Raw genomic sequence first — 26232 nt, 5'->3', positions numbered from 1 at the left:
CCCGGCAGCGCCCCTGCCGGCACAAAGAAAAAACGCGGATCGTTCGATCCGCGTTTTTTTATGGCTGCGTGCTGGCGCCGGACGCGCCGGACGCGCCGCCCGGCGGCCGGGCCGTCACGAACCCGTCTTGCGCGCCGTGGTTTTGCGGGCGGCGGTCTTGCGAGCCGGTGCCGGTTTCTCCTCGGCGCCTTCCGTCACGGTTTCGGCGTCCTTCGTCGCCGATTTGGCCGTCTTCTTCGCGGCGGCGGCTTTCGGCTCCTTCTTCTCGAACTCGAAACCGATCTTGCCGTCCGGCTGCTTCACGAGGAACGCCTTGAAGTTGCGGCCGGTGCGCGACGACTTGAAGTTCGGCAGCAGATCCGTGCGGCCGTCGGCCAGCAGCTTGCCCATCTGCTCGCGCGTGATTTCCTGTTGCAGGATCACCTTGCCCGAGCGGAAGTCGCAGGTCTTCGGGTTCGCGACCGAGTGCTCGCACACATAGCTCATCCCGTGCTCGAACACGCGGCCCTTGCACTTCGGGCACGCGCCGACCGGTTCCTGCGCGGAGAAGTCGGGCGCTTCGCCTTCCTCGCCGCCCTGGTCCTGGCCGAAATCGAACTCGAGCTTGTAGTTCTTCGTCTCGTCGTCGAAGGACAGCTTGAGGATCGCCGAGAACGGGCGCCCCATCTTGCTGCGGAACCCGGACAGCGGCCCGATTTCCTTCTTCTGCAGCAGCTCCTCGACTTCCGGAATCTCGAACTGCCGGCTGCCCGGGATCTTCGAGATCGAGAAGTCGCACTTCGTGCACGCGAAGCGGCGGTAGTTTTCCTTCACCTGGCCGCCGCAGTTCGGGCACGGCGTCTCGAGCGTTGCGTAGTCGCCGGGGATCGTGTCGGAATCGTATTCCTTCGCGCGCTTGACGATCTGCTGCGTCATGCGGGCGATTTCCTGCATGAACGCGTCGCGGCCGAGATTGCCGCGCTCCATCTGCGACAGCTTGTATTCCCATTCGCCGGTGAGCTCGGGCGCGGTGAGTTCCTTCACGCCGAGGCCGCGCAGCAGCGTCATCAGCTGGAATGCCTTCGCGGTCGGGATCAGTTCGCGGCCCTCGCGCAGCAGGTACTTCTCGCCGAGCAGGCCTTCGATGATCGCCGCGCGCGTCGCCGGCGTGCCGAGACCTTTCGCGGCCATCGCCTCGCGCAACTCGTCGTCCTCGACCAGCTTGCCGGCGCCTTCCATCGCGGACAGCAGCGTCGCTTCCGAGTAGCGTGCGGGCGGCTTGGTCACGAGCGCGACGGCGGCGATTTCGTCCGTTTTCACCTTCTCGTCCTTCTGCACCGGCACGAGGTTCGCGTCCGCGCCTTCGGCGTCGCGGCCGTACACCTGCAGCCAGCCCGGTTCGACGAGCACCTTGCCTTCGGTCTTGAAGTGATGGCCGGCGACTTCGGTGATGCGCGTCGTCACGCGGAATTCGGCGGCCGGGAAGAACACCGCGAGGAAGCGCTTCACGACCATGTCGTACAGCTTCTGCTCCGGCTCGGACAGCGACTTCGGCGCCTGCAGCGTCGGGATGATGGCAAAGTGATCGCTGATCTTCGAGTTGTCGAAGATCCGTTTGTTCGGCTTCACCCAGCCCTTGTCGAGCACCTGCTTGGCATGCGGCAGGTAGTTGTGGCTCTCCTTGAGCATCTCGAGCGTGGACTGGACCGTCGACAGGTAGTCTTCCGGCAGCGCGCGCGCGTCGGTACGCGGGTAGGTCAGCACCTTGTGCTTTTCATACAGCGCCTGGGCGAGGCCGAGCGTGTTCTTCGCGGAGAAGCCGAAGCGGCTGTTCGCCTCGCGCTGCAGGCTCGTCAGGTCGAACAGCAGCGGCGACAGCTGCGTCGACGGCTTCGATTCCTCGGACACCGTGCCGACCTGGTCGCGGCAGGCGGCGACGATCGTTTCGGCGGCCGGCAGGCTCCACAGGCGGGAGTCGCGCTTTTCCGGATCGAATTCGTCGCGCTTGAATTTCGGGTCGAACCACTTGCCTTCGTAGAAGCCGCCCGCGCACGCGAATTCGGCTTTCACTTCCCAGTAGTCGCGCGGGATGAAGCGGCGGATTTTCTCTTCGCGTTCGACGACGATCGACAACGTTGGCGTCTGAACGCGACCGACGGTGGTCAGGAAGAAGCCGCCGCCCTTGCTGTTGAACGCGGTCATCGCGCGGGTGCCGTTGATCCCGACGAGCCAGTCGGCTTCCGAGCGGCAGCGTGCGGCGTCGGCGAGCGGCTGCATGTCGGAGTCGCTGCGCAGGTTCGCGAAACCGTCGCGGATCGCCTGCGGCGTCATCGATTGCAGCCACAGGCGCTGGACCGGCTGCTTGGCCTTCGCGTGCTGCGCGATCAGGCGGAAAATCAGCTCGCCTTCGCGCCCCGCGTCACATGCGTTGATCAGGCGGTCGACGTCCTTGCGCTTCATCAGCTTCGTGAGCACCTTGAGGCGCGACTCGCTTTTTGCGATCGGGTTCAGGTCGAAATGCGGGGGAATGACGGGCAGATGCGCGAAGCTCCATTTCCCGCGCTTGACCTCGTACTCTTCCGGGGCGGCGATTTCCAGCAGGTGGCCGACAGCGGACGAAAGGACGAAATCGTCGCTCTCGTAATACTCGTCATGCTTGGTAAAGCCGCCCAAAGCGCGTGCGATGTCGTTCGCGACAGAAGGCTTTTCCGCAATGATCAGTGCTTTGGACATGACAGGTGTGTGTTGGTAGACCGGGTTCGCCGGTTGTGGGTCCCTTTTACGACCGCTTTATAGCACACGCCGCAGCGACGGCGGCTCGGCGTGTAAAAAGCGGCTCATCATAGAGGGGGGCCGCAACGGCGGCAAGCGTCCGACGCGGCGGCGGGCGCAAACGGGCGCAAAACCGCCGGGCCGGCCGCGAATTCAGGCTTCGACGTTCAGGACGTCGCGCAATTTCGGTGCGTGCGGCGCACCTGGCACCGCGCTCAGGTCGGACAGCATGCGCTCGACGATCGCCGCGTGCGGCAGCACCGTGCCGAAGAAGCGCGCGGTGTGGGCATCCTCGATCAGGATGGTCGGGAAGTTCTCGACGTCGAGATCGTCGAGCCGGTCGGCGTGGGTTTCGATGTCGATCCAGGCGAAGCAGGCGTCCGGATGCGCGTCGGCGAGCTGGTCGAAGGCGGTCCGGTAGTCGCGGCACGTGCCGCACCACTCGGCGCACAGGCAGGCGACCAGCAACGTGCCGGGATCGGCGAGGCGCTCGGCGATCCGATCGGCATCGGTGTCGAGATTCAGCGCGGGCATGGCATTCCTTGGGTAGCGTCGGCGGCCGGGCCGCCCCTATGCCGGGGAATGTAGCACGCCCCGCGTGGAGGGGGTGGGCGCTGCGTCAAGCCGCGCGAAGCGGCCGCCGGCGACGCTCGCGACGCGGCCGGCCAGTTCCAGCGCGAGCAGCGCGCCATGCAGCACGTCGTCGGACAGGCCGCTGTGTTCGGCCAGCCATTCGTATGTCACGGGGCCGTATCCCAGGGCGGCGAGCACCGCTCGTTCCGACGGATTGCCTGGTGGAGCGGCTTTGATTGAGGCCGGTGCGGTGGTCGCCGCCGTGCGATTCGCCTGCGCGATGCCGGCAGTTTCAGGTTCGCGGAGCGCGTCGGTGTTCGAGCCCTGATTGCCGGCTCGCATTGCGCCGCTCGTTGCGCGCGCCGCCGGTTCGCCCAGCCCGTATTCCTCGAGCACGTCGAGCGGCGCCGCGGTGAGCTTCGCGCCGTCGCGGATCAGCGCGTGGCAGCCCTGCGCGAGCGGGGCGTGGATCGAACCGGGTATCGCGAACACGTCGCGCCCCAATTCGTTCGCGAGCCGCGCGGTGATCAGCGAGCCCGAGCGCGGGGCGGCCTCGACGACGAGCGCGCCGATCGCGAGCGCGGCGATCAGCCGGTTGCGCTGCGGGAAATGCGCGGCGCGGGCCGGCGTGCCGAGCGGCCATTCCGACACGATCGCGCCGCGTGCGGCGATCTCGTGGGCGAGCGCGCGGTGCCGCGCCGGATAGACGAGATCGGCGCCCGTCGCGATCACCGCGACGGTGCCCGACCGGCCGTCGAGCCCGCCACGGTGCGCGGCGCCGTCGATCCCGAGCGCCAGGCCGGAGACGATCGTGAGGCCCGCGTCGGACAACGTGCGGGCGAACTGCGTGGCGTCGGCGAGCCCTTGCGGCGTCGCATGGCGACTGCCGACCACGGCGAGGCCGCGTGCGTGCAGCAGCTCGAGCCCTCCCTTTACATATAGCAGCGGCGGCGGATCGTGCAGGTCGCGCAGCCGCGGCGGGTAGGCCGGATCGCTCAGCGTGACGAGCACGTTGCCCGGCCCGTCGAGCCACGCAAGCGCGGCGGCGGTGCGCGTATCGAGATCGTCGCGCTCGCTCATGCGCACGGCCTGCGCGGCGGCGGGGCTGCTCACGGTGGCGATCGCCTCGTCGGACGCGCGCAGCAACGCCTCCGGCGAGCCGAATGCCGCGAGCAGCAGTTGCAGCACGGCAGGCGAGAGGCCGGGCGCATGCGCGAACTGCAGCCATGCGCGCAGCGCGGCGGGCGTCAGCGCTTGCGGCGACATGAGGCGGCCCTCGAATGCGGCGGCCAGCGAAGCGCGTGGCGCCATGATAAAATTTTCATCATCCGAAATACTCGACAGGGCCGTGCGCGCAGACGCCCGGCCGATTGCAGGAGGCGCGATCCGCGGCATTGATATGCCACGCATCCGCCTCATCTTCATTGCATCCCGGCGGCGGCGCCAGCCGGCCGGATGGCCGATGCGGCACGCCGCTCCACCGAATACCGAACACCATGGCTTTGCTCAATATTCTTCATTACCCCGACAAGCGGCTGCACAAGGTCGCGAAGCCCGTCGACAAGGTCGACGACCGGATCCGCAAGCTCGTCGCCGACATGGCCGAGACCATGTACGCGGCGCCCGGCATCGGCCTGGCGGCTACGCAGGTCGACGTGCACGAGCGCGTGATCGTGATCGACGTCTCCGAGGAGAAGAACGAGCTGCGCGCGTTCATCAACCCGGAAATCGTGTGGTCGAGCGACGCGAAGCAGACTTATGAAGAAGGCTGCCTTTCGGTGCCCGGCATCTACGACGAAGTCGAGCGTCCCGACCACGTGCGCGTGCGTGCGCTCAACGAGCAGGGCGAGACGTTCGAGCTCGACTGCGAGGGCCTGCTCGCCGTGTGCGTCCAGCACGAGATGGATCACCTGATGGGCCGCGTGTTCGTCGAATACCTGTCGCCGCTCAAGCAGACGCGCATCAAGACGAAGATGAAGAAACTCGAACGCGCGATGTGATGCGCATGCACCCAGCCCGACCCCGAACGCTGTCATGACCCATACGTTGCGCGTGATTTTTGCCGGCACGCCGGAATTCGCCGCGGCTGCCCTTGCCGCGATCCACGAGGCCGGTTTCCCGGTGCCGCTCGTGCTTACCCAGCCCGATCGCCCGGCCGGCCGCGGGATGAAACTCCAGGCCAGTGCCGTGAAGCGCTACGCCGTCGAGCACGGGATGACCGTCGCGCAACCGCCGTCGCTGCGTCGCGCCGGCAAGTACCCGGCGGAGGCGGCCGACGCGATCGAACTGCTGCGCACGACGCCGCACGACGTGATGGTGGTGGCCGCGTACGGCCTGCTGCTGCCGCAGGAGGTGCTCGACATCCCGCGCGCGGGCTGCATCAACATCCACGCGTCGCTGCTGCCGCGCTGGCGCGGCGCCGCGCCGATCCATCGGGCGATCGAGGCCGGCGACGCCGAGACGGGCGTCACGCTGATGCAGATGGACGTCGGCCTCGACACCGGCGCGATGATCGAGGAGGCGCGCATCGCGATCGCGCCCGACGATACGACCGCGACGCTGCACGACCGCCTCGCCGCCGACGGCGCGCGGCTGATCGTCGACGCGCTCGTGCGGCTCGAGCGCGACGGCACGCTGCCGGCGACGCCGCAGCCCGCCGACGGCGTGACCTACGCGGAAAAGATCGGCAAGCACGAAGCGGCGCTCGACTGGCGCAAGCCGGCCGACGTACTCGCGCGCCAGGTGCGTGCATTCGATCCGTTCCCGGGCGGCGTCGCGACGCTCGACGGCGCGGCCATCAAGCTGTGGGCGGCCGAGCCCGTGGCGGCGCGCGGCACGATGACTAACGCGGCGCCCGGCACGATCGTCGAAGCCGCGCCGGAAGGCGTGGTGGTCGCATGCGGCAGCGGCGCGCTGCGCGTCACTCAGCTGCAGAAGCCGGGCGGCAAGCGGCTGCCCGCGCGCGAATTCCTCGCCGGTTCGCCGCTCGCCGCGGGCCAGCGGTTCGCGCTGCCCGACGTCGATTGACACGGCCTGAGCGCCATTCGACCCGGTCTGCCGGCCCGGCGCAACTGGCCGGACGGCCGAGTCGCGCGGTGCGGCAGGCGCGCGTAGAATTTCCCTGCGCTCTCCGGTTTCGAGGTTTTCATGTTCGGCATCACCCATTTCGGCTTCTTCGTGTTCGCGGTTTTCCTGCTGAACATTACGCCCGGCCCTGATACGGCCTACATCGTCGGCCGCAGCGTCGCGCAGGGGCGCGGCGCGGGGCTGATGTCGGCGTTCGGCATTTCGGCCGGCTGCTGCGTTCACGCGCTCGCCTGCGCGTTCGGCCTGACCGCGCTGCTGGCCGCGTCGGCCACCGCGTTCACGGTGATCAAGCTGGTCGGCGCCGCCTACCTGATCTATCTCGGCGTGCGGATGATCATCGCGAAGCAGGCCGCCGCGCCGTCGGGCGCCGCAGCCGCGCAGGCCGCGGCCGCCAAGCCGCTGCGCCAGCTGTTCATGCAGGGCTTCTGGACCAACGTGCTGAATCCGAAGGTCGTGCTGTTCTTCGTGTCGTTCTTCCCGCAATTCGTCTCGGCCGACAGTCCGCACAAGGCATGGGCGTTCCTGACCCTCGGCGCGGTGTTCGTCGCGATGAGCACGGTCTGGACGAGCCTGGTCGCGTGGGTGGCGGGCAGCGTCACACAGCGCTTTTCCGGCAAGCCGGGCGTCAAGAAGTGGCTCGACCGCACGGTCGGCAGCGCGTTCGTCGGCCTCGGACTTCGTCTTGCAACGTCGCAACGCTGAGATTGAATTTTTCCGGCAAGACCTTATCTAACAAATCGCTTACAATTTTCCGCCGCGCCCTGTGATGCGCGGCGGTCCCCTGACGGATAAGGAGTGGGTATGTTCAATTGGGTCAAAACGGCGATGCTGATGGCCGCGATCACGGCCCTGTTCATCGTGATCGGCGGGATGATCGGCGGCTCGCGCGGCATGACGATCGCGCTGCTGTTCGCGCTCGGCATGAATTTCTTCTCGTACTGGTTCTCGGACAAGATGGTGCTGCGCATGTACAACGCGCAGGAAGTCGACGAGAACACGGCGCCGCAGTTCTACCGGATGGTGCGCGAGCTGGCCACGCGCGCGAACCTGCCGATGCCGCGCGTCTACCTGATCAACGAGGATGCGCCGAACGCGTTCGCGACGGGGCGCAACCCCGAGCACGCGGCGGTCGCCGCGACGACGGGTATCCTGCGCGTGCTGTCGGAGCGCGAGATGCGCGGGGTGATGGCGCACGAGCTCGCGCACGTGAAGCACCGCGACATCCTGATCTCGACGATCACCGCGACGATGGCGGGTGCGATCTCGGCACTCGCGAATTTCGCGATGTTCTTCGGCGGGCGCGACGAGAACGGCCGGCCGGCCAATCCGATCGCGGGTATCGCGGTCGCGCTGCTCGCGCCGATCGCGGGCGCCCTGATCCAGATGGCGATTTCGCGGGCCCGCGAGTTCGAGGCCGACCGCGGCGGCGCGCAGATTTCCGGCGATCCGCAGTCGCTCGCCACCGCGCTCGACAAGATTCATCGCTATGCGGCGGGCATTCCGTTCCAGGCGGCCGAGGCCCATCCGGCCACCGCGCAGATGATGATCATGAACCCGCTGCACGGCGGCGGCCTGCAGAACCTGTTCTCGACGCACCCGGCCACCGAGGAACGCATCGCGCGCCTGATGGAGATGGCGCGCACCGGCCGCTTCGATTGACCTCCGGTGTACCGCGCGGCTGATGTCGCGCGGAGGCCCCCCTTGCCACCCCGCATGCGCCGTGCTGCGGGGTGTTTCATTTGCGCTCGCCGTAAAGGGGCCAAAGGGGCAGCATGGTCGCACGCTACAATGCGCGGTTTGGGATCGCCGGGCCATCCGGCGACTGCGATCCCGCCGTTTGCCGCATTTGTTTGCCGCGCCTGCTTGCCGATTCCGTACCGATGACACGACCCCGTTCTTCCGCTCCGACTTCTTCTGGCCGCCCGGCGCGCCTGGCTGCGCTGCACCTGGCGCCCGATTCGCTCGGCTTCGCGCTCGACGCGGCCGCGCAGGCGGTCGATGCGGTGCGACGCGGCACCGCGTTGCCGGCGGCACTGTCGACGGTATTCGCGCAGATGCCGTCCGGCGCGCAGGCGCTCGCACGCGGCGCGACGCAGGACGTCGCCTACCGGACGATGCGTCGCCTGGGCAGCGCGGACTGGCTGATCGGCAAGTTCGTCAGCAAGGCGCCGCCCGCGCACGTGCACGCGGTGCTCGCCGGCGCGTTCGCGCTGCTGCTCGACCCGCCTGACGAAGCTGCGTACCCGGCGTTCACGGTGGTCGACCAGGCCGTCACCGTCATCGGTGCGCGGCGCGAATTCGCGTTCGCGAAGGGGATGGTCAACGCGGTGCTGCGCCGTTTCCTGCGCGAGCGCGACGCACTCGTCGCGGCGATGCAGGACGATCCGGTTGCGTGCTGGAACTACCGTGCGTGGTGGGTCGATGCGGTGAAGCGCGCATGGCCCGACGCGTGGCAGGCGATCCTCGCGGCCGGCGAGCGCCAGGGGCCGCTGACGCTGCGCGTGAACGCGCGTCGCGCGAACGTCGATGCGTATCTCGACACGCTGCGTGCGAGCGGAATCGAAGCGGTCGCGATCGGCCGGCATGCGGTGCGGCTCGCGTCGGCGCTGCCGGTCGACCGCATTCCGGGCTTCGCCGACGGCGTAGTGTCGGTGCAGGACGCCGGCGCGCAGCTCGCGGCCGAATGGCTCGGCGCGGGCGACGGCATGCGCGTGCTCGACGCGTGCGCGGCGCCCGGCGGCAAGACCGGCCATATTCTCGAACTCGCCGACGCGGAAGTCGTGGCGCTCGAAAGCGACGCGACGCGCGCGGCGCGCATCGGCGAGAATCTCGTGCGCCTGTCGCTCGCGGCGAACGTGTGCGTCGGCGACGCGGGCGCGCCGGACGCGTGGTACGACGGGCGTCCGTTCGATCGCATCCTGGCCGACGTGCCGTGCTCGGCGTCCGGCATCGTGCGGCGGCACCCCGACATCCGCTGGCTGCGCCGCGAGGCCGACATCCCGGCGCTGGTCGCGGAGCAGCGTCGCATCCTGTCGGCGCTGTGGCCGCTCGTGAAGCCGGGCGGCGAACTGCTTTACGTGACCTGTTCGATCTTCCCCGAAGAAGGCGAAGGGCAGGCCCGCTGGTTTGAAGCGGCCTGTGAAGATGCGGTACGATTGGACGCCCCCGGCCAACTGCTGCCGGGCGGCGTGCAGGGACGGGCGGCCGCCGGCGCACTCGACCAGAACACCGATCACGACGGATTTTTCTACGCGCGGTTTCAGAAACGGTGACGATCAAACACCTTTTTCCCTTTCGGCTCGCGGCCGTCTTGCTGGTCGCGTTGACGCTGTGCCTGGCCGTCGTGCGGCCGGCGCATGCCGAATCGATCGCCGTGCAACGCGCGTCGCTCCAGTCCGACGGAAGCGGCTGGAGCCTCGACGCACGGTTCGACTTCGAGCTGAATCCGAACCTCGAGGATGCCGTCAACAAGGGCATCCCGCTTTACTTCACGACCGACTTCGAGCTGAGCCGCGCGCGCTGGTACTGGTTCGACGAGCAGCCGGTAGCGGTCACGCAGACGATCCGCCTGTCGTTCCAGCCGCTCACGCGCGAGTACCGCGTGTCGACGGGCGGCCTGCAGCTCGGCTTCCCGTCGCTGAAGGATGCGCTCGCGGTGGTCCGCCACATCACGTCGTGGCACGTGATCGACCGTAACCAGGTGCGTGCCGGCGAAACCTACACGGCGTCGGTGCGGATGCAGCTCGATACGGCGCTGATGCCGAAGCCGTTCCAGGTCGACGCGGTAAACAATCGCGACTGGACGCTCGGGTCGGACTGGAAGCGCTTCAACTTCACGGTGACCGAACGTGCTAAATAAAGTACGCCGCGCGGCCAGCGGGAAGAGCCTCCTCGTCCGCGTGATCGTCTCGACCGTCGCGCTGACCGCGCTGCTGCTGCTCGTGCTGCTGGCGGCCGCGAGCGCGAACACCGAATTCTTCGATCGCTACTACTCGTGGCTGTACGCGACGAACATCGTCGTCGCGCTCGTGTTCCTGCTCGTGGTGCTCGGGCTGATCGGGATGATCGTCGTGCGCCTGAGGAAGGGCAAGTTCGGCACACGGCTGCTCGCGAAGCTCGCGGTGTTCTTCGCGCTCGTCGGCGTGGTGCCGGGCGGGATCATCTACATCGTGTCGTACCAGTTCGTGTCGCGCAGTATCGAGTCGTGGTTCGACGTGAACGTCGAGACGGCGCTGACGGCCGGCCTGAACCTCGGCCGCGGGATGCTCGATGCGTCGCTGTCCGATCTGCAGACGAAGGCGCGGCTGATGTCCGACCAGCTCGCGAGCGTCGATGCGAACACGAACGGCACGACGCTCACGCTGCTGCGGCTGCGCGACCAGTTCGGCGTGCAGGACGCGACGATCGTCGAGCCGAGCCGCGGCGGCTCGGGCGCCGCGCCCGACCTGCACATCGTCGCGCAGGCGTCGGGCAATTTCGCGGCGCTGATTCCGGACGACCTGCCGACGCCGCTGATGTTGAGCCAGGCGCGCGAACACGGCGCGTATGCGGCGATCGAAGGCGAAGTCGACGGCGACCCGCGCGCACACGGCGCGAAGGGCGCGCTGCGGCTGCGCGTCGTGCGACCGATTCCCGACGCGACGACGTCGCTGTTGCAGCCGGCGGAGCGGTTCCTGCAGCTCACGCAGCCGGTGCCGCCGACGCTCGCGCACAACGCGGACGCCGTGCAGCGCGCGTACAGCGAGTACCAGGCAAAGTCGCTCGGCCGCACGGGGCTGCGCAAGATGTACATCGGCACGCTGACGCTCGCGCTGTTCCTCGCGACCTTCATCGCGATGATGCTCGCGCTCGCGCTCGGCCAGCAGCTCGCACGGCCGCTGTTCCTGCTCGCGCAGGGCACGAAGGAGATCACGGAAGGCGACTACACGCCGAAGCGCGAGATCAAGACGCGCGACGAGCTCGGCTTCCTCACGCAGTCGTTCAACGCGATGACGCGCCAGTTGTCCGAGGCGCGGCTCGCGGTCGAGAAGAACCGCATCGCGCTCGAGCATTCGAAGACGTATCTCGAGAGCATCCTCGCGAACCTGACGGCCGGCGTGTTCGTGCTCGATCGCCAGTTCCGGCTGACGACGGCCAATCGCGGCGCCGAGCGGATCTTCCGGCAGCCGTTCAACACGCTGATCGGCACGACGCTCGACCGGATCGGCGTGGCCGCCGGGTTCGGCGCGATGGTGCGCAAGGCGTTCGCCGATCGCGAGGCGGCGTCCGACGGCGGCAGCGGCGATCGCGGCCACTGGCAGCAGCAGTTCGCGATCGAGGTGCCGGGCGAAACCGATCCGCTGACGCTGCTCGTACGCGGCACGCGCCTCGTGTCGACGGTCGAAGGGCAGGCCGACGATCCGCAGACGTCCGGCTACGTGGTCGTGTTCGACGACATTTCCGACGTGATTTCCGCGCAGCGTTCGGTCGCGTGGGGCGAGGTCGCGCGGCGGCTCGCGCACGAGATCAAGAATCCGCTGACGCCGATCCAGCTGTCGGCCGAGCGGCTGCAGATGAAGCTGTCCGACAAGCTTGCGCCGCCCGACGCAGACGTGCTCAAGCGCGGCGCGACGATGATCGTGAACCAGGTGGCCGCGATGAAGCGGATGGTCGACGATTTTCGCGAATACGCGCGCACGCCGCCGGCGGTGCTCGCGAACCTGCAGTTGAACGAACTGGCGAGCGAGGTGCTCGGGCTGTACGGCGTCGGCGAAGGCAAGAGCCCGATCGTCGCCGAGCTCGCGCCGTCGCTGCCGGTGATTCGCGGCGACGCGACGCAATTGCGCCAGGTGATTCACAACCTGCTGCAGAATGCGCAGGATTCGGTCGCGGAGTCCGCGCATCCGCGTGTGTTGATCGAAACCAAGACAGTAGAATATGGCGACCCCGACGCCGAGGGCAAAACGCGCGTCGCGGTACGTCTTACCGTGTCCGACAACGGGCCCGGTTTTCCGGCACGCATCCTGACCCGTGCGTTCGAGCCTTACGTGACGACCAAGGCGAAGGGCACGGGGCTCGGGCTGGCCACGGTCAAGAAAATCGTTGACGAGCACGGCGCGCGGATCGATCTGCGCAATCGCATGCACGGCGAGACCGTCGAGGGTGCGCAGGTGTCGATCCTCTTCCTGCAGATGGCGAGCGATACGCCAGGCGCCGAACCGGGCGCACAGGACGGGACGACACCCGCCAAGACAAAAGCAAGTGAGCAGACAAAGGCAGCGTAAATGGCAACCATCCTGGTGGTAGATGATGAAATGGGCATCCGGGAATTGCTCTCGGAGATCCTCAGCGATGAAGGACATGTCGTCGAGGCGGCGGAGAACGCGCAGGCCGCGCGGGAATACCGGCTGAATCAGGCGCCCGATCTCGTGCTGCTCGATATCTGGATGCCCGATACCGACGGCGTCACGCTGCTCAAGGAATGGGCGGCGCAGGGGCTGCTGACGATGCCCGTGATCATGATGTCCGGGCACGCGACGATCGATACGGCCGTCGAGGCGACCAAGATCGGCGCGCTCGATTTCCTCGAGAAACCGATCGCGCTGCAGAAGCTGCTGAAGTCGGTCGAGCACGGTCTCGCCCGCGGCGCGGCGCCGGTGTCCGCGAACGCGGCGGCGAAGGCGGGCGGCGGGCAGGCCGCGGGGCCGGCGGCGGTCGCGTCCGCGGCGGCGCTGCCGACGCTCGGCGACGACATGGCGTCGGCGCTCGGCCTCGCGGGCCAGACGGCCGCGATTCCGTTCGACATCCCGTTGCGCGAAGCGCGCGATGCGTTCGAGCGCGCGTACTTCGAATATCACCTCGCGCGCGAGAACGGCAGCATGACGCGCGTCGCGGAGAAGACGGGCCTCGAGCGCACGCACCTGTATCGCAAGCTCAAGCAACTCGGCGTCGAGCTCGGCAAGAAGCCGTCCGAAGGCGCGCTGTAAAATATTTTGCGAAAGCACTTGCTCGGGGGCGAATAGCTCGATATACTTTCATTCTTCGTTGGCCCGGTAGCTCAGTTGGTAGAGCAGCGGATTGAAAATCCGCGTGTCGATGGTTCGATTCCGTCCCAGGCCACCAGCATTTAAAACCCCAAGAATCGGAAGGTTCTTGGGGTTTTTCGTTTGTGGTGGGTATCGCGTGTCGTGGGCCGCGGGCCCGGCAGCATTCGCCGGGGCATGATAAAATCCGTGCCCGCTCAATGACTTAGCGCATCGCTTCATGCGCATGGCAGGCTGCTCGCGGTGCGCCTGTCGTGGCGCGCGGCAACGATGCCGTGCGATGAGCGGTATAAGCGCGCCGCCGCATTTGCGGCCGAGCGCGCTGCCTATACTGGTCGAGCCGGCACAGGCCGGCCGCGTCGGGCCGCCCGGCGGCAGCCGGCCTCGGGGCGCAGTGCGACGCGAGCCTACACATTCACGGAGTATCACGGTGATTCGGACAGACGCTAAAGACGGCGCGCTCGTGTTGTTTTCCGGCGGGCAGGATTCCGCCACGTGCGTGGCATGGGCCCTCGAACGCTACCAGACGGTCGAGACGCTCGGCTTCGACTACGGCCAGCGTCATCGCGTCGAACTCGAGTGCCGCGAAGGCGTGCGCGAAGCGCTGAAGCGCAAGTTTCCCGCGTGGTCGGACCGGCTCGGCGACGATCACATGATCGACCTGTCGGTGCTCGGCGCGATCAGCGATACCGCGATGACGCGCACGATCGAGATCGAGACGACGGCCAACGGCCTGCCGAACACGTTCGTGCCGGGCCGCAACCTGATGTTCATGACGATCGCCGCGGCGATCGCCTATCGGCGCGGGCTGCGCGTGCTGGTCGGCGGGATGTGCGAGACCGATTTTTCGGGCTATCCGGACTGCCGCGACGACACGATGAAGGCGCTGCAGGTCGCGCTGAATCTCGGGATGGATACGCGCATGGTGCTCGAGACGCCGCTTATGTGGCTCGACAAGGCGCAGACCTGGCAGCTCGCCGAACAGCTCGGCGGCGACGCGCTCGTCGAACTGATCCGCGTCGAGACGCACACCTGCTACGTGGGCGAGCGCGCGGAACTGCACGACTGGGGCTTCGGCTGTGGCGAATGCCCGGCCTGCAAGCTGCGCAAGCGCGGCTACGAGGCCTACCTGAAGGGCGAGCGGGTGACCGAAGCGCCGCTGTGACGCGGCTGCGCCGGCGGCGCTTGATGGACAACGGATTCTGATCGACAACGAGCGGCGCGAGCCGGACGAAGGACGATGACTTACGCGGTCAAGGAAATTTTCTACACGTTGCAGGGCGAGGGCGCGAATGCGGGCCGGCCGGCCGTGTTCTGCCGGTTCGCCGGCTGCAATCTGTGGTCGGGCCGCGAAGAGGATCGTGCGGAGGCCGTGTGCCGCTTCTGCGATACGGACTTCGTCGGCACCGACGGCGAGAACGGCGGCAAGTTCAAGGACGCCGCCGCGCTCGTCGCGACGATCGCCGGCCTGTGGCCGGCGGGCGAAGCGCACCGCTTCGTCGTCTGCACGGGTGGCGAGCCGATGCTGCAGCTCGACCAGCCGCTCGTCGACGCGCTGCATGCGGCCGGCTTCGAGATCGCGATCGAAACCAACGGTTCGCTGCCGGTGCTCGAATCGATCGACTGGATCTGCGTGAGCCCGAAGGCCGATGCGCCGCTCGTCGTCACGAAGGGCAACGAACTGAAGGTCGTCGTGCCGCAGGACAACCAGCGGCTGGCCGACTACGCGAAGCTCGACTTCGAGTATTTCCTGGTCCAGCCGATGGACGGCCCGTCGCGCGACCTCAATACGAAGCTCGCGATCGACTGGTGCAAGCGTCATCCGCAGTGGCGGCTGTCGATGCAGACCCACAAATATCTGAACATTCCCTGAGCCACGGCTTTTGACATCGTGCTGATTACCCGAAAACTCGAATTCGACGCGGGCCACCGCATCCCCGATCACCGCAGCCAGTGCAGGAACCTGCACGGCCATCGCTACGTGCTCGAAATCACGCTGCGCGGCGATCTCGTCGATACCGAGGGGGCGCCCGACCGCGGCATGGTGATGGATTTCGCCGACGTGAAGGCGCTCGCGATGGAGCACCTCGTCAGCAAGTGGGATCACGCGTTCCTGGTCTATGCGCGCGACGAGGTCGTGCGTTCGTTCCTCGAGCAGATGGCCGACCACAAGACGGTCGTGATCGACCGGATCCCGACCGTCGAGAACCTCGCGGCGATCGCGTTCGACCTGCTCGCGAACGTGTACGACGCGCACTACGGCGTGAATCTGCGCCTCGAGCGCGTGCGTCTGTACGAAACGCCGAACTGCTGGGCCGACGTCGAGCGCCAGCCCGGCCGCTGATCCTGCCTTTCCCGGCAGCCCCGCCGTTCGGCGCGGGCTGGCCGTCGCCGCCAGCCGCCGCGTCCCGCGCCGGTACGGCTTCCCCCGTCGGTTCCCGCATCGAGCATCCGGCCGCGCTATGATCGTCGTGCGGCACGGAAAAACGCGCGCGTGAGCCATTGCGCGGCCCGCTTTGTCAGATCGGTCGTCCCGGGCCGACTCACGTTCTCTGGCGTGCGATCTGCCGCCGCCACCGTGCTTCGGTTGCCCGGCGGTATGCATTCCGCTTCCGCTTCGCCAGTTGCTTGTCCCGTTCGATTGCCGTTCCGTTCCGGAGGCCGTATCGATGAGCACGCTCACCAATTCCCTCAAACAACGCCTGCGCGACGGCGACGAGCCGCTGTACGGCCTGTGGCTGTCGCTCGGCAGCGACTCGGCCGCGGAAGCGCTCGCGCATGCCGGTTACGACTGGCTCTGCATCGACATGGAGCATGCGCCGAACGACAGTCGCGACGTGGCGTCGCAACTGCGCGCGATCGCCGCGGCGCACCTGCCGAGCGAGCCGGTCGTGGGCGTGCCGGCGCGCGAGCCGTGGCTCGTGAAGCGTGCGCTCGACGCCGGCGCCCGCACGCTGATGTTTCCGTGTATCGAGACGCCCGACGACGCCGCGCACGCGGTGCGGCTCACGCGCTTCCCGTCGCCCGAATCGCCGGACGGGCTGCGCGGCGTCGCGGGCATGGTGCGCGCGGCGGCGTTCGGCATGCGCCGCGACTACCTGCAGACGGCGAATGCGCAAGTCGCGGTGATCGTGCAGGTCGAATCGGCGCGCGGCGTCGACGAAGTCGAGCGGATCGCGGCGACGCCCGGTGTCGATTGCCTGTTCGTCGGCCCGGCCGATCTCGCGGCGAGCCTCGGGCATCTCGGCGATATCCGCCACCCGGACGTCGAAACCGCGATGGCGCGCGTGCTCGCGGCGGGCAAGCAGGCGGGCGTCGCGGTCGGCATCTTCGCGGGCGACACGGCGGCCGCGCGCCAGTATCGCGAGGCCGGCTACCGGATGATCACGGTGTCGGCCGACGTGAGCTGGCTGTTGCGCGCGACGCGGCAGGCGTTGCAGGAGGTACGGTCATGAACGGCGCAGACGGTGCGTGCTGCGGGCGCGCGCGGATCGGGGCGATGGTCGGCCTGTGGGCCGTGTGGGCGGCGGCCGTCGCGCAGGGCGCGCCGCAAGCGAAGCCTGACCCGTCGCGCGAGACGCAATCGGCGGTCGCCGACTACAACGCCGGCGACTATCGCGCGGCGCTGGTGCAATTCCACGATGCGGCCGAGCGCGGCGATCGCCTCGCGCAGTTCAACTACGCGATGATGCTGCTGACGGGCGAAGGTGTGACCGCGAACGTCGACGAAGGGCTGCGCTGGCTCAAGCGCGCGGCGGAAGCGAACATGTCGCATGCGCAGTACGTGTACGGCCGGATGTTCGACGATGGCGAGTTCGTCGCGCGCAATCCGGCGGAAGCGCATCGCTGGTTCCTGCGGGCCGCGAAGCAGGGGCACGTGCAAGCCGAGCTGTCGCTCGCGAACCAGTTCCTCGACGGGCGCGGCACGCCGCGCGACAACCGGCAGGCGTTCGCGTGGTACAAGCAGGCCGCCGACGCGGGCGAGCCGACCGCGCAGTACGTGACCGCGTCGTTCTACGAGCGCGGCGGCGACGGCGTCGCGCAGAACCTGAACATCGCACGCGCGTACTACGCGGCGGCGGCCGCGCAGGGCGACGAGACGGCCGGGATGAAATTCAAGGAGCTGAGCGCGCGGCTGAAGGCGCCGGGGCCGGCATCGGGCACCGGCGCGGAGCCGGGCAAACCGCACGCGCCGCCGCAGTAAGCGGCTGCATTCGGTCCGCCCGATGCAAAACGGCGCCCGCAGGCGCCGTTGTCGTGTGCCGCAGCGCAGGCCGCGCGGTCAACTCTTCATCAACCGCCGCTGCCGCCCGACGCTCATGATCATCCCGATCGCGATGCCGAGCGTCGTGAGCGCGGTGCCGCCGTAACTCATGAACGGCAGCGGCACGCCGACGACCGGCAACACGCCGCTCACCATCCCGATATTGACGAACGCGTAGACGAAGAACGCGAGCGTGAGCGAGCCCGCGAGCAGCCGGCCGAACAGCGTCGCGCCCTGCGCGGCGATGTAGAGCCCGCGCGCGATCAGCGCCATGTACAGCGTCAGCAGCACGAGCCCGCCGGCGAGCCCCCATTCCTCCGAGAACACCGCGAAGATGAAGTCGGTGTGCTTTTCCGGAATGAATTCGAGGTGCGCCTGCGTGCCTTTCAGGTAGCCCTTGCCGAGCACGCCGCCCGAGCCGATCGCGATCACGGCCTGGATCGTGTGGAAGCCCTTGCCGAGCGGGTCGGACGTCGGGTCGAGCAGCGTACAGACCCGGTGTTTCTGGTAGTCGTGCATCAGCGGCCACTGCACTTCAGGCTGGCAGATGCGTTCTTCGAACACCGCGATCGAGCCGACCGCGATCACGCCCGCGACGAGCACCGGCACGATCAGCTTGAACGACAGGCCGGCGAGGTAGATCACGAAGAAGCCGGCCGCGAACACGAGCAGGCCCGTGCCGAGGTCCGGCTGCTTCGCGATCAGCCCGACCGGCACCAGCAGGATCCCGAACGCGGCGATGAAGTCGTACCAGCGCAGCCCGCCTTCGCGGCGCTGGTAGTACCACGCGAGCATCAGCGGCGTCGCGATCTTGAGGATTTCGGACGGCTGGATCACGACGCCGACGTTCAGCCAGCGCTTCGCGCCCTTCTTGGTCATCCCGAACAGCGCGACGGCAATCAGCAGCGTGACCCCGAACGTGTAGAGCGGGACCGCGAAGCGCATCAGCGTGGTCGGCGGGATGTTGGCGATCACCCACATCAGCACGAACGTCAGCAGGATGTTGCGCAACTGGTCCTCGACGCGGCCCGGCACGTCGATCGACGCGCTGTACAGTGTGACGATGCCGACGCACAGCAGCAGGAACACGATGAGGGCGAGCGGACGGTCGAAGCCCGCGAACATCTGCTTGATCTTGTCGAGCCAGGCGCGCTTGTCGAATTGCATGCCTTTCTCCGTTAATGAGCGGTGCCGGCGTCCGCCGCTTTCGCGGGGGCCGTCGCACGATGGTTGTCGTCCCGCGGCGTGGCGACGACCGGCTGCGCGTCGCTGGCGGGCCGGCGCGGCCGGTGCGGGCGCCGGATCGGCGGCAGGCTCGCGGCCATCGGCGCCGCGGCGCTCGTGTCGGCCGGCGCCGTGGCGCTGGCGCCCGAGGCCCCCGATGCGGCGGATGCCGCTTCGGCCGCGCTGGCCGCCGACGGCACGACCGGCTGCGGCAGTGCGGTGAAGCCGGCCGCGATCGTGGCCGGTTTGGATGTGTCGCCGACCACCGGCGCGCTCACCGGCTCAGTGGCCGACGCCGCGGCGGCCACGGCCGCGGCTTCGTTCTTCGGGTTCTGGCGCTCGACCAGGTAGTAGTCGAGCACGCGACGCGCGATCGGGCCGGCGGCCTGGGCGCCCCAGCCGCCGTTTTCGACGACCAGCGCGACGGCGATCTGCGGATGGTCGACCGGCGCATACGCGATGAACAGCGCGTGGTCGCGCAGGTGTTCGGCGAGCAGGTGGCCCTTGTAGTTCGAGCCCTGCAGCGAGAACACCTGGGCGGTACCGGTCTTGCCGGCGGCGAGGTACGGCGCGCCGCGGAACACCTTGTACGCGGTGCCGGACGGGTTCTCGATCACGTTCTCCATCCCGCGCTTCACGACGTCGATGTCGGCCTGCTTGAGCGGGATCACCTCGCTTTCCTTCGGCACGGTCAGGTGGCGCGCGCGAGAGATCGGATCCTCGACTTCCTTCACGAGGTGAGGCTTCATCACGACGCCGTTGTTCGCGAGCGTCGCGGTTGCGTGCGCGAGCTGCAGGATCGTGAACGAGTTGTAGCCCTGGCCGATTCCGAGGCTGATCGTCTCGCCGTCGAACCACTTCTGCTGCGCGGCCTTCTTGAACGCCTTCTTCTTCCAGTCGGTCGACGGCAGGATCCCGCGCGCCTCGCCCTGGATGTCGATCCCGGTGATCTGGCCGAAGCCGAACGGCTTCATGAAGTTCGCGATCGCGTTCACGCCGAGGTCGCGCGCGAGCATGTAGAAGTAGGTGTCGTTCGACACCATGATCGCCTTGTTCATGTCGACCCAGCCCTGGCCCGAGCGCACGTCGTTGCGGAACGTGTGGCCGCCGAACGTGAAGTAGCCCGGGTCCTGGAAGCCCCAGCCCGGCGTGCGCTTGCCGAGCGTCAGGCCCGCGAGCGCCATGAACGGCTTGTAGGTGGAGCCCGGCGGGTAGGTGCCGTGCAGCGGGCGATTCAGGAGCGGCTTGTCGGGCGAGTTGTTCAGCTCGTCCCAGGTCTGCTGGTCGATGCCGTCGACGAACGAGTTCGGGTCGAAGCTCGGCGACGACACGAACGCGAGCACGTCGCCCGTCTTCGGCTCGATCGCGACGAGCGCACCGCGCTTGCCGGCGAACGCCTGCTCGGCGACCTGCTGCAGCCCGATGTCGAGCGACAGCACGAGGTTGTTGCCGGGCGTCGCCTGCGTGCGCGACAGCGTGCGCACCGGCCGGCCGCCGGCCGTCACCTCGACTTCCTCGAAGCCGGTCAGCCCGTGCAGCTCGGTTTCGTAGCTCTGCTCGACGCCGATCTTGCCGATGTAGTCGGTGCCCTTGTAGTTGTTCGCGTCGCGGCGCGGGTCGTAGTGCTCCTGGTCGCTGTCGTTGTCGTCGCTCATCGCGTCGATGCGATCCTGGTCGCGCTTCGAGATCCGGCCGATATAGCCGATCACGTGCGCGGCCGTCATGCCGAGCGGGTACTGGCGGAACAGCCGCGCGCGCACGTCGACGCCGGGGAAGCGGAAACGCTGCGCGGTGAAGCGCGCGACTTCGGCATCGGTGAGCCGCGTGCGGATCGGCAGGCTCTCGAAGTTCTTCGAGTCTTCCTGCAGCTTCTTGAAGCGGCGGCGGTCGCGCGCGTCGATCGGGATGATCTCGGACAGCTTGTCGATCGTGTTGTCGAGCGTGTCGTCGAGCTTCGACGGCGTGATCTCGAGCGTGTACGCCGAGTAGTTCTTCGCGAGGATCACGCCGTTGCGGTCGGTGATGATCCCGCGGTTCGGCACGATCGGCGCGACCGAGATGCGGTTTTCCTCGGCCTGCAGCGCGTATTTGCCGTGCTGCATCAGCTGCAGATAGAAGAAGCGGCTCGCGAGCAGCCCGAAGCAGACGAACACGAACACGCCCGCCGCCGCGACGCGCAGGCGGAACTTCGAGAGCTGCTGTTGGGTGTCGTTGAATTCGGTCATTTAAGGGCAATCTGGCCCGCGCGCGGACGCGGGCGAGGTGCCGCCCCGGAGCGCGGCGCGCGGCGGGCGTGGGGGCGGCGGGTATTCAAGGTCGGTCCGGCTCAGATCGGGCGCGTATCGTCCGGGTCGACCGGGCGGCGTTGCGGCATCAGCAGCAGGTGGCTCGCGATCGGCCACAGCGCGGCTTCGACGAAACCGTCGACGAGGTAGCGCCAGCCGGGGAACGCGGCGCCCATCAGCAGGCGGATCACGAACGGCACGAGCTGCGCGACGACGAGCAGCGGCGTGACGTACAGCACCTGCACGCCGATCGGCATCCACAGCACGCGGCGGTGGATCGTGATCGCGCCGTACGACAGCAGCGTATAGGCGAGCGCATGCTCGCCGAGCAGCCCCGCGTCGTGCACGTCCATCAGGATGCCGAGCGCGAACGCGACGCCCATCCCGACCTTGCGCGGCTGGTGGATGTTCCAGAACAGCAGCACGAGCGCGACGAAGTCGGGCACGCCGGGCAGGCGGCCCCACGGCATCAGGTTCAGCAGGAACGCGGCGGCGAGGCTGAAGACGATGAAGTACGGATTGACCGGCTGCAGGATGTATTGCGGGCGGTTCATCGCTGGGCTCCTGATTGCCCGGCAGCGGGCTTCGCGGGCGCGGCGGCGGGCTTGGCCGGCGCGGCAGGGGCCGGCGCCGGGTTCGCACCGGCGGGCGGGGCCGCGGCGGCCGGCTTCGCGTTCGCGTCGGCCTTGTCGGCTTTCTCGGCCTTCGCGGCGGCCTTGCCCTTCTTGCCCTTCGCGTTCTTCTCGGCCGCGGGATCGGGCTCGGCCGGGCGCGGCGGGATGTCGTTCCGGTAATGCAGCACGAGCATCTGGCGCGCGCCGCGCACGGCCGCGACCGGCGCGCAAGTCACGCGGGCGAACGCGGTATCGGCGAGCTTGTCGACGCGCACGACCTTCGCGACCGGCAGGCCGGGCGGATAGACGCCGTCGAGGCCGCTCGTGACGAGTTCGTCGCCGGCGACGAGATCCGCGCTCGTCGGCACGAAGCGCAGGTCGAGCGAATCGCCCTTCGGCGTGCCGTAGATCACGCTGCGCAGGCCGGTGCGCAGCACCTGCACGGGAATCGCGAGATCGCGGTCGGTGACCAGCGTGATTTCGGATTGCAGCGGGAACACGCGGGTGACCTGCCCGATCACGCCGTCCTCGCTGACGACGGGCGAGCCGTCCTGGATGCCTTGCTGCGAGCCTTGCCCGACCACGATCTTCTGCGTGAACGGATCGCTCGTGTCGTACTGGATCTCGACCGGCGTCGATTGCGTCGCGATGTGCTGGCGCAGTTCGAGCACCGCGCGCAGGTGCGCGTTTTCCTGCGTGAGCACGGCGGCCTGGTTGGCCTGCGTGGACAGTTGCAGGTTGCGTTTGCGCAGATCGTCGTTCTCGTGGCGCAGCGCCGCGCCGGTGACGGCGAGGTCGGCCGCGCCCATGAACAGGTCGCGCGGCACGAGCGCCGCGCGTTGCAGCGGGTAGAGCACCGTGCCGAGCACGCCGCGCACGATTTCGAGCGTGCTGAAGCGCGCGTCCGACACGAGGAGCGCGATGGCGAGGGCGACGAAGAAGATGAGCCGCGCGAGCGCGGGCGGACCTTGCTTGAAGAGGGGCGGCGGACTGTATTCCATGGTCGGCGCCGGGCGCGTGTGATCGGTTAAATAATGCTCAGACGCGCAAACGGCGCGGCGGTTCGTTCTGAACGAGCGATCCGGCCACGCCGCGGGTGCGTCATATCAAACGGGACTGCCTAGGCGATCACTGGGCGATCACTCGTACGAGAAGATGCTGCCCAGCTTGTCCATGCGCTCGAGCGCCATGCCCGAACCGCGCACGACGCAGGTCAGCGGATCTTCCGCGACGAGCACCGGCAGGCCGGTTTCTTCCGCGAGCAGGCGATCGAGGTCGCGCAGCAGCGCGCCGCCGCCCGTCAGCATCATCCCGCGTTCGGCGATGTCGGCGCCGAGTTCCGGCGGCGTCTGTTCGAGCGCGATCTTCACCGACGACACGATCTGGTTCAGCGGATCGGTCAGCGCTTCGAGGATTTCGTTGCTGGAGATCGTGAAGCTGCGCGGGATGCCTTCCGACAGGTTGCGGCCCTTCACTTCCATTTCCTTGACTTCGGAGCCCGGGAACGCGGAGCCGATTTCCTTCTTGATCGCCTCGGCGGTCTGCTCGCCGATCAGCATCCCGTAGTTGCGGCGGATGTAGTTGACGATCGCCTCGTCGAACTTGTCGCCGCCGACGCGCACCGAGCCTTTGTAGACGATGCCGCCGAGCGAGATCACGCCGACTTCGGTCGTGCCGCCGCCGATGTCGACGACCATCGAGCCGGTGGCTTCCGAGACCGGCAGGCCCGCGCCGATCGCGGCCGCCATCGGCTCCTCGATCAGGTAGACCTGCGACGCGCCGGCGCCGTGCGCGGCTTCCTTGATCGCGCGGCGCTCGACCTGGGTCGAGCCGCACGGCACGCAGATGATGATGCGCGGCGATGGCGAGAACATGCGCGACTCGTGGGCCGTCTTGATGAACTGCTTGATCATCTGCTCGGTGACGGTGAAGTCGGCGATCACGCCGTCCTTCATCGGGCGGATCGCCTCGATGTTGCCCGGCACCTTGCCGAGCATCTGCTTGGCTTCCTTGCCGACCGCCTGGATCGTCTTCTTGCCGTTGGGGCCGCCTTCCTGGCGGATCGACACGACGGACGGCTCATCGAGCACGATGCCCTTGCCGCGCATGTAGATCAGGGTGTTTGCGGTGCCGAGGTCGATCGCGAGATCGTTGGAGAAGTAGCTGCGCAAAAAACCGAACATTCAGAATCCTGTTTCGCTCTGGGCCGGCCCTGCATAGCGAGCGCTGAGGGCGGCAGCGGAAAAAATAACAGCCTCGGGAAGCGTGGCGGAAGCGGCCGCCGCGGCGCACGAAGCTGCGAGTGATGTCTACCGGGGATCGCACGAAGCACGCACGGCTTGCCGAAGTGGGGCGAAACGGTGCGGGAAAAGGCTGCCGGGTTTGGGTCGAACGCGTAATGATACCTTATAATTTCACGGTATTTGAATCGAAACGGGCGGTATTTTTGCCGCTTCGGCCCCGATTTTTGAGGGTGGGATCGCACCCTCCAACCCCCCGCCGCAGTGCTGCTTTCGATGCACTGCGCAGCCTTGTTTTTCCGGTGATCGCATGGCCCTGACCCTGACCGATGTGAAACGCATCGCGCACCTGGCGCGACTCGAAATGGCCGACGCCGACGCCGAGCACATGCTCGGCCAGCTCAATGAATTCTTCGGCCTCGTCGAGCAGATGCAGGCGGTCGACACCGCCGGCATCGCGCCGCTCGCCCACCCGATCGAACAGATCCAGGAAGTCGCGCAGCGCCTGCGCGACGACGCCGTGACGGAAGTCGTCAATCGCGACGACAACCAGCGTCCGGCGCCGGCCGTCCAGGACGGCCTCTATCTCGTGCCGAAGGTGATCGAGTAAGCATTCGATGACAAGCGCGCGGGCCGTCCAGCGCCGCGCGCGACCCAGAATTCCCAGGAAAACCACTCAATGCACGCAAAAAGCCTGACCGAACTGCGCGCCGCGCTCGCCGCCAAGGAATGCTCGGCCGTCGAGCTCGCGCAGCACTACCTGAAACGGATCGACGCCGCGCGCGACCTGAACGCGTTCGTTCAAGTCGACGCCGACCTCACCCTCGCGCAGGCGAAAGCCGCCGACGCCGAACTCGCGCGCGGCGCGGGCGGCGCGCTGACCGGCCTGCCGATCGCACACAAGGACGTGTTCGTCACGCGCGGCTGGCGCTCGACCGCCGGCTCGAAGATGCTCGCGAATTACGAGAGCCCGTTCGACGCGACCGTCGTCGCCCGCCTGCAGGCGGCCGGCATGGTCACGCTCGGCAAGACCAACATGGACGAGTTCGCGATGGGCTCGTCGAACGAGAATTCCGCGTTCGGCGCGGTGAAGAACCCGTGGGACACGAACGCGGTGCCGGGCGGCAGCTCGGGCGGCAGCTCGGCCGCCGTCGCCGCGCGCCTCGCGCCGGCCGCGACCGGCACCGACACCGGCGGCTCGATCCGCCAGCCCGCGTCGTTCGCGGGCGTGACGGGCATCAAGCCGACCTACGGCCGCGTGTCGCGCTACGGGATGATCGCGTTCGCGTCGTCGCTCGACCAGGGCGGCCCGATGGCGCAGAGCGCGTCCGACTGCGCGCTGCTGCTGAACGCGATGGCCGGCTTCGACGAGCGTGACTCGACGAGCCTCGAGCGCGACGACGAAGACTTCACGCGCCACCTCGGGCAGCCGTGGGCGGCCGGCAACGACGCGGGCAAGCCGCTCGCCGGCCTGCGCATCGGCTTGCCGAACGAGTATTTCGGCGCCGGCCTCGCCGACGACGTGCGCGCGACGATCGACGCGGCGCTCAAGCAATACGAAGCGCTCGGCGCGACGCTCGTGCCGGTGTCGCTGCCGAAGACGGAGCTGTCGATCCCCGTGTACTACGTGATCGCGCCGGCGGAAGCGTCGTCGAACCTGTCGCGCTTCGACGGCGTGCGTTTCGGCCACCGCGCCGCGCAGTACGGCGACCTGCTCGACATGTACAAGAAGTCGCGCGCCGAAGGCTTCGGGCCTGAAGTGAAGCGCCGGATCCTGGTCGGCACGTATGTGCTGTCGCACGGCTACTACGACGCGTACTACCTGCAGGCGCAGAAGATCCGCCGCATCATCGCGAACGATTTCCAGGAAGCGTTCAAGTCCTGCGACGTGATCATGGGCCCGGCGTCGCCGACGGTCGCATGGGATCTCGGCGCGAAGGGCGACGATCCGGTGCAGATGTATCTCGCGGATATCTACACGCTGTCGGTGAGCCTCGCCGGTCTGCCCGGCATGAGCGTGCCGTGCGGCTTCGGCGCGGGCGCGAACGCGCAGCGCCCGGTCGGCCTGCAGATCATCGGCAACTATTTCAACGAAGCCCGGATGCTGCAGGTCGCCGACGCGTTCCAGCGCGCGACCGACTGGCACAAGCAAGTTCCGGCAGGGGTGTAAGC

Annotated in this window: 23 protein-coding genes and 1 tRNA gene; 16 read left to right on the top strand and 8 right to left on the bottom strand. The window is 67.9% G+C overall.

The window, feature by feature from the left end:
- Positions 1 to 114: 114 nt before the first annotated feature.
- The 3 genes from H0X90_RS28655 to dprA all read right to left on the bottom strand — a co-directional run bounded on the left by H0X90_RS28655 (position 115) and on the right by dprA (position 4635).
- Complete coding sequence (locus H0X90_RS28655; protein ID WP_012492332.1) at positions 115 to 2712, bottom strand: DNA topoisomerase III; 2598 nt, start codon at positions 2710 to 2712, stop codon at positions 115 to 117.
- Positions 2713 to 2904: 192 nt separating this feature from the next.
- Positions 2905 to 3285, bottom strand: a complete 381-nt coding sequence (locus H0X90_RS28650; protein WP_006485786.1) for a thioredoxin family protein — start codon at positions 3283 to 3285, stop codon at positions 2905 to 2907.
- Positions 3286 to 3321: 36 nt separating this feature from the next.
- Positions 3322 to 4635 (bottom strand): DNA-processing protein DprA, encoded by a 1314-nt coding sequence (gene dprA, locus H0X90_RS28645; protein ID WP_171984166.1) that lies wholly within the window; start codon positions 4633 to 4635, stop codon positions 3322 to 3324.
- 185 nt (positions 4636 to 4820) lie between these two features.
- Here dprA and def point away from each other — a divergent pair, with 185 nt between their 5' ends.
- From def to H0X90_RS28575, 14 genes are all read left to right on the top strand, one after another.
- The gene (gene def, locus H0X90_RS28640) at positions 4821 to 5324 is read left to right on the top strand and encodes a peptide deformylase (protein WP_006485794.1); all 504 of its coding nucleotides are present in this window, start codon (positions 4821 to 4823) and stop codon (positions 5322 to 5324) included.
- A 34-nt stretch (positions 5325 to 5358) separates the two neighbouring features.
- A complete protein-coding gene (fmt, locus tag H0X90_RS28635) occupies positions 5359 to 6351 on the top strand; it encodes a methionyl-tRNA formyltransferase (protein WP_077190230.1) in 993 nt (330 codons plus the stop codon).
- A gap of 120 nt (positions 6352 to 6471) precedes the next feature.
- Complete coding sequence (locus H0X90_RS28630) at positions 6472 to 7113, top strand: LysE family translocator (RefSeq protein ID WP_034201221.1); 642 nt, start codon at positions 6472 to 6474, stop codon at positions 7111 to 7113.
- A 99-nt stretch (positions 7114 to 7212) separates the two neighbouring features.
- A complete protein-coding gene (gene htpX, locus H0X90_RS28625) occupies positions 7213 to 8070 on the top strand; it encodes a zinc metalloprotease HtpX (RefSeq protein ID WP_006485774.1) in 858 nt (285 codons plus the stop codon).
- Positions 8071 to 8291: 221 nt separating this feature from the next.
- Positions 8292 to 9683, top strand: a complete 1392-nt coding sequence (rsmB, locus tag H0X90_RS28620; RefSeq protein ID WP_077190232.1) for a 16S rRNA (cytosine(967)-C(5))-methyltransferase RsmB — start codon at positions 8292 to 8294, stop codon at positions 9681 to 9683.
- A complete protein-coding gene (locus tag H0X90_RS28615; RefSeq protein ID WP_006477467.1) occupies positions 9680 to 10270 on the top strand; it encodes a DUF4390 domain-containing protein in 591 nt (196 codons plus the stop codon). The genes rsmB and H0X90_RS28615 overlap by 4 nt, the downstream gene beginning before the upstream one ends.
- The gene (gene esaS / locus H0X90_RS28610) at positions 10260 to 12674 is read left to right on the top strand and encodes a sensor histidine kinase EsaS (RefSeq protein WP_034178451.1); all 2415 of its coding nucleotides are present in this window, start codon (positions 10260 to 10262) and stop codon (positions 12672 to 12674) included. The genes H0X90_RS28615 and esaS overlap by 11 nt, the downstream gene beginning before the upstream one ends.
- Positions 12675 to 13376: a response regulator transcription factor EsaR gene (esaR, locus tag H0X90_RS28605; protein WP_006495385.1), complete on the top strand. Its 702-nt coding sequence runs from the start codon at positions 12675 to 12677 to the stop codon at positions 13374 to 13376.
- 60 nt (positions 13377 to 13436) lie between these two features.
- Positions 13437 to 13512: transfer RNA gene (locus H0X90_RS28600), tRNA-Phe, on the top strand.
- 351 nt (positions 13513 to 13863) lie between these two features.
- On the top strand, positions 13864 to 14598 hold the full coding sequence (gene queC, locus H0X90_RS28595; RefSeq protein ID WP_006495384.1) for a 7-cyano-7-deazaguanine synthase QueC: 735 nt from the start codon (positions 13864 to 13866) through the stop codon (positions 14596 to 14598).
- A gap of 75 nt (positions 14599 to 14673) precedes the next feature.
- A complete protein-coding gene (gene queE / locus H0X90_RS28590) occupies positions 14674 to 15306 on the top strand; it encodes a 7-carboxy-7-deazaguanine synthase (protein ID WP_006495383.1) in 633 nt (210 codons plus the stop codon).
- An 18-nt stretch (positions 15307 to 15324) separates the two neighbouring features.
- Entirely contained in the window at positions 15325 to 15777 is a 453-nt protein-coding gene (gene queD / locus H0X90_RS28585; RefSeq protein WP_006482561.1) for a 6-carboxytetrahydropterin synthase QueD, read from the top strand.
- Positions 15778 to 16102: 325 nt separating this feature from the next.
- Positions 16103 to 16888 carry an HpcH/HpaI aldolase/citrate lyase family protein gene (locus H0X90_RS28580; RefSeq protein WP_077190233.1) on the top strand — a complete coding sequence of 262 codons (786 nt, stop codon included), beginning with the start codon at positions 16103 to 16105 and terminating at the stop codon, positions 16886 to 16888.
- Positions 16885 to 17637: a tetratricopeptide repeat protein gene (locus H0X90_RS28575; protein ID WP_048987582.1), complete on the top strand. Its 753-nt coding sequence runs from the start codon at positions 16885 to 16887 to the stop codon at positions 17635 to 17637. The genes H0X90_RS28580 and H0X90_RS28575 overlap by 4 nt, the downstream gene beginning before the upstream one ends.
- Positions 17638 to 17715: 78 nt before the next feature.
- On the opposite strand, the gene rodA is transcribed toward H0X90_RS28575, so the two are convergent.
- The 5 genes from rodA to H0X90_RS28550 all read right to left on the bottom strand — a co-directional run bounded on the left by rodA (position 17716) and on the right by H0X90_RS28550 (position 24003).
- Positions 17716 to 18864 carry a rod shape-determining protein RodA gene (gene rodA, locus H0X90_RS28570; protein ID WP_006482564.1) on the bottom strand — a complete coding sequence of 383 codons (1149 nt, stop codon included), beginning with the start codon at positions 18862 to 18864 and terminating at the stop codon, positions 17716 to 17718.
- Positions 18865 to 18875: 11 nt separating this feature from the next.
- Positions 18876 to 21146, bottom strand: coding sequence for a penicillin-binding protein 2 (gene mrdA, locus H0X90_RS28565; RefSeq protein ID WP_059720854.1), 2271 nt, complete (start codon positions 21144 to 21146; stop codon positions 18876 to 18878).
- A gap of 101 nt (positions 21147 to 21247) precedes the next feature.
- A complete protein-coding gene (gene mreD, locus H0X90_RS28560; protein WP_006482567.1) occupies positions 21248 to 21760 on the bottom strand; it encodes a rod shape-determining protein MreD in 513 nt (170 codons plus the stop codon).
- Complete coding sequence (gene mreC / locus H0X90_RS28555) at positions 21757 to 22821, bottom strand: rod shape-determining protein MreC (protein ID WP_006494380.1); 1065 nt, start codon at positions 22819 to 22821, stop codon at positions 21757 to 21759. Before mreC ends, mreD begins: the two co-directional genes overlap by 4 nt.
- Before the next feature lie 138 nt (positions 22822 to 22959).
- Positions 22960 to 24003, bottom strand: a complete 1044-nt coding sequence (locus H0X90_RS28550; RefSeq protein ID WP_004189550.1) for a rod shape-determining protein — start codon at positions 24001 to 24003, stop codon at positions 22960 to 22962.
- 367 nt (positions 24004 to 24370) lie between these two features.
- Between H0X90_RS28550 and gatC the strand changes: the two genes are divergently transcribed.
- On the top strand, positions 24371 to 24670 hold the full coding sequence (gene gatC / locus H0X90_RS28545; protein ID WP_006477478.1) for an Asp-tRNA(Asn)/Glu-tRNA(Gln) amidotransferase subunit GatC: 300 nt from the start codon (positions 24371 to 24373) through the stop codon (positions 24668 to 24670).
- A gap of 69 nt (positions 24671 to 24739) precedes the next feature.
- Positions 24740 to 26230: an Asp-tRNA(Asn)/Glu-tRNA(Gln) amidotransferase subunit GatA gene (gatA, locus tag H0X90_RS28540; protein ID WP_058901905.1), complete on the top strand. Its 1491-nt coding sequence runs from the start codon at positions 24740 to 24742 to the stop codon at positions 26228 to 26230.
- Positions 26231 to 26232: the final 2 nt, after the last annotated feature.

The sequence above is a fragment of the Burkholderia sp. 9775_39 genome (genome assembly GCF_015712225.1).
Taxonomy (GTDB): Bacteria; Pseudomonadota; Gammaproteobacteria; order Burkholderiales; family Burkholderiaceae; genus Burkholderia; species Burkholderia cenocepacia.
Note: the sequence above shows the minus strand (reverse complement) of the source record. Positions and strands in the feature narration are given on the sequence as shown.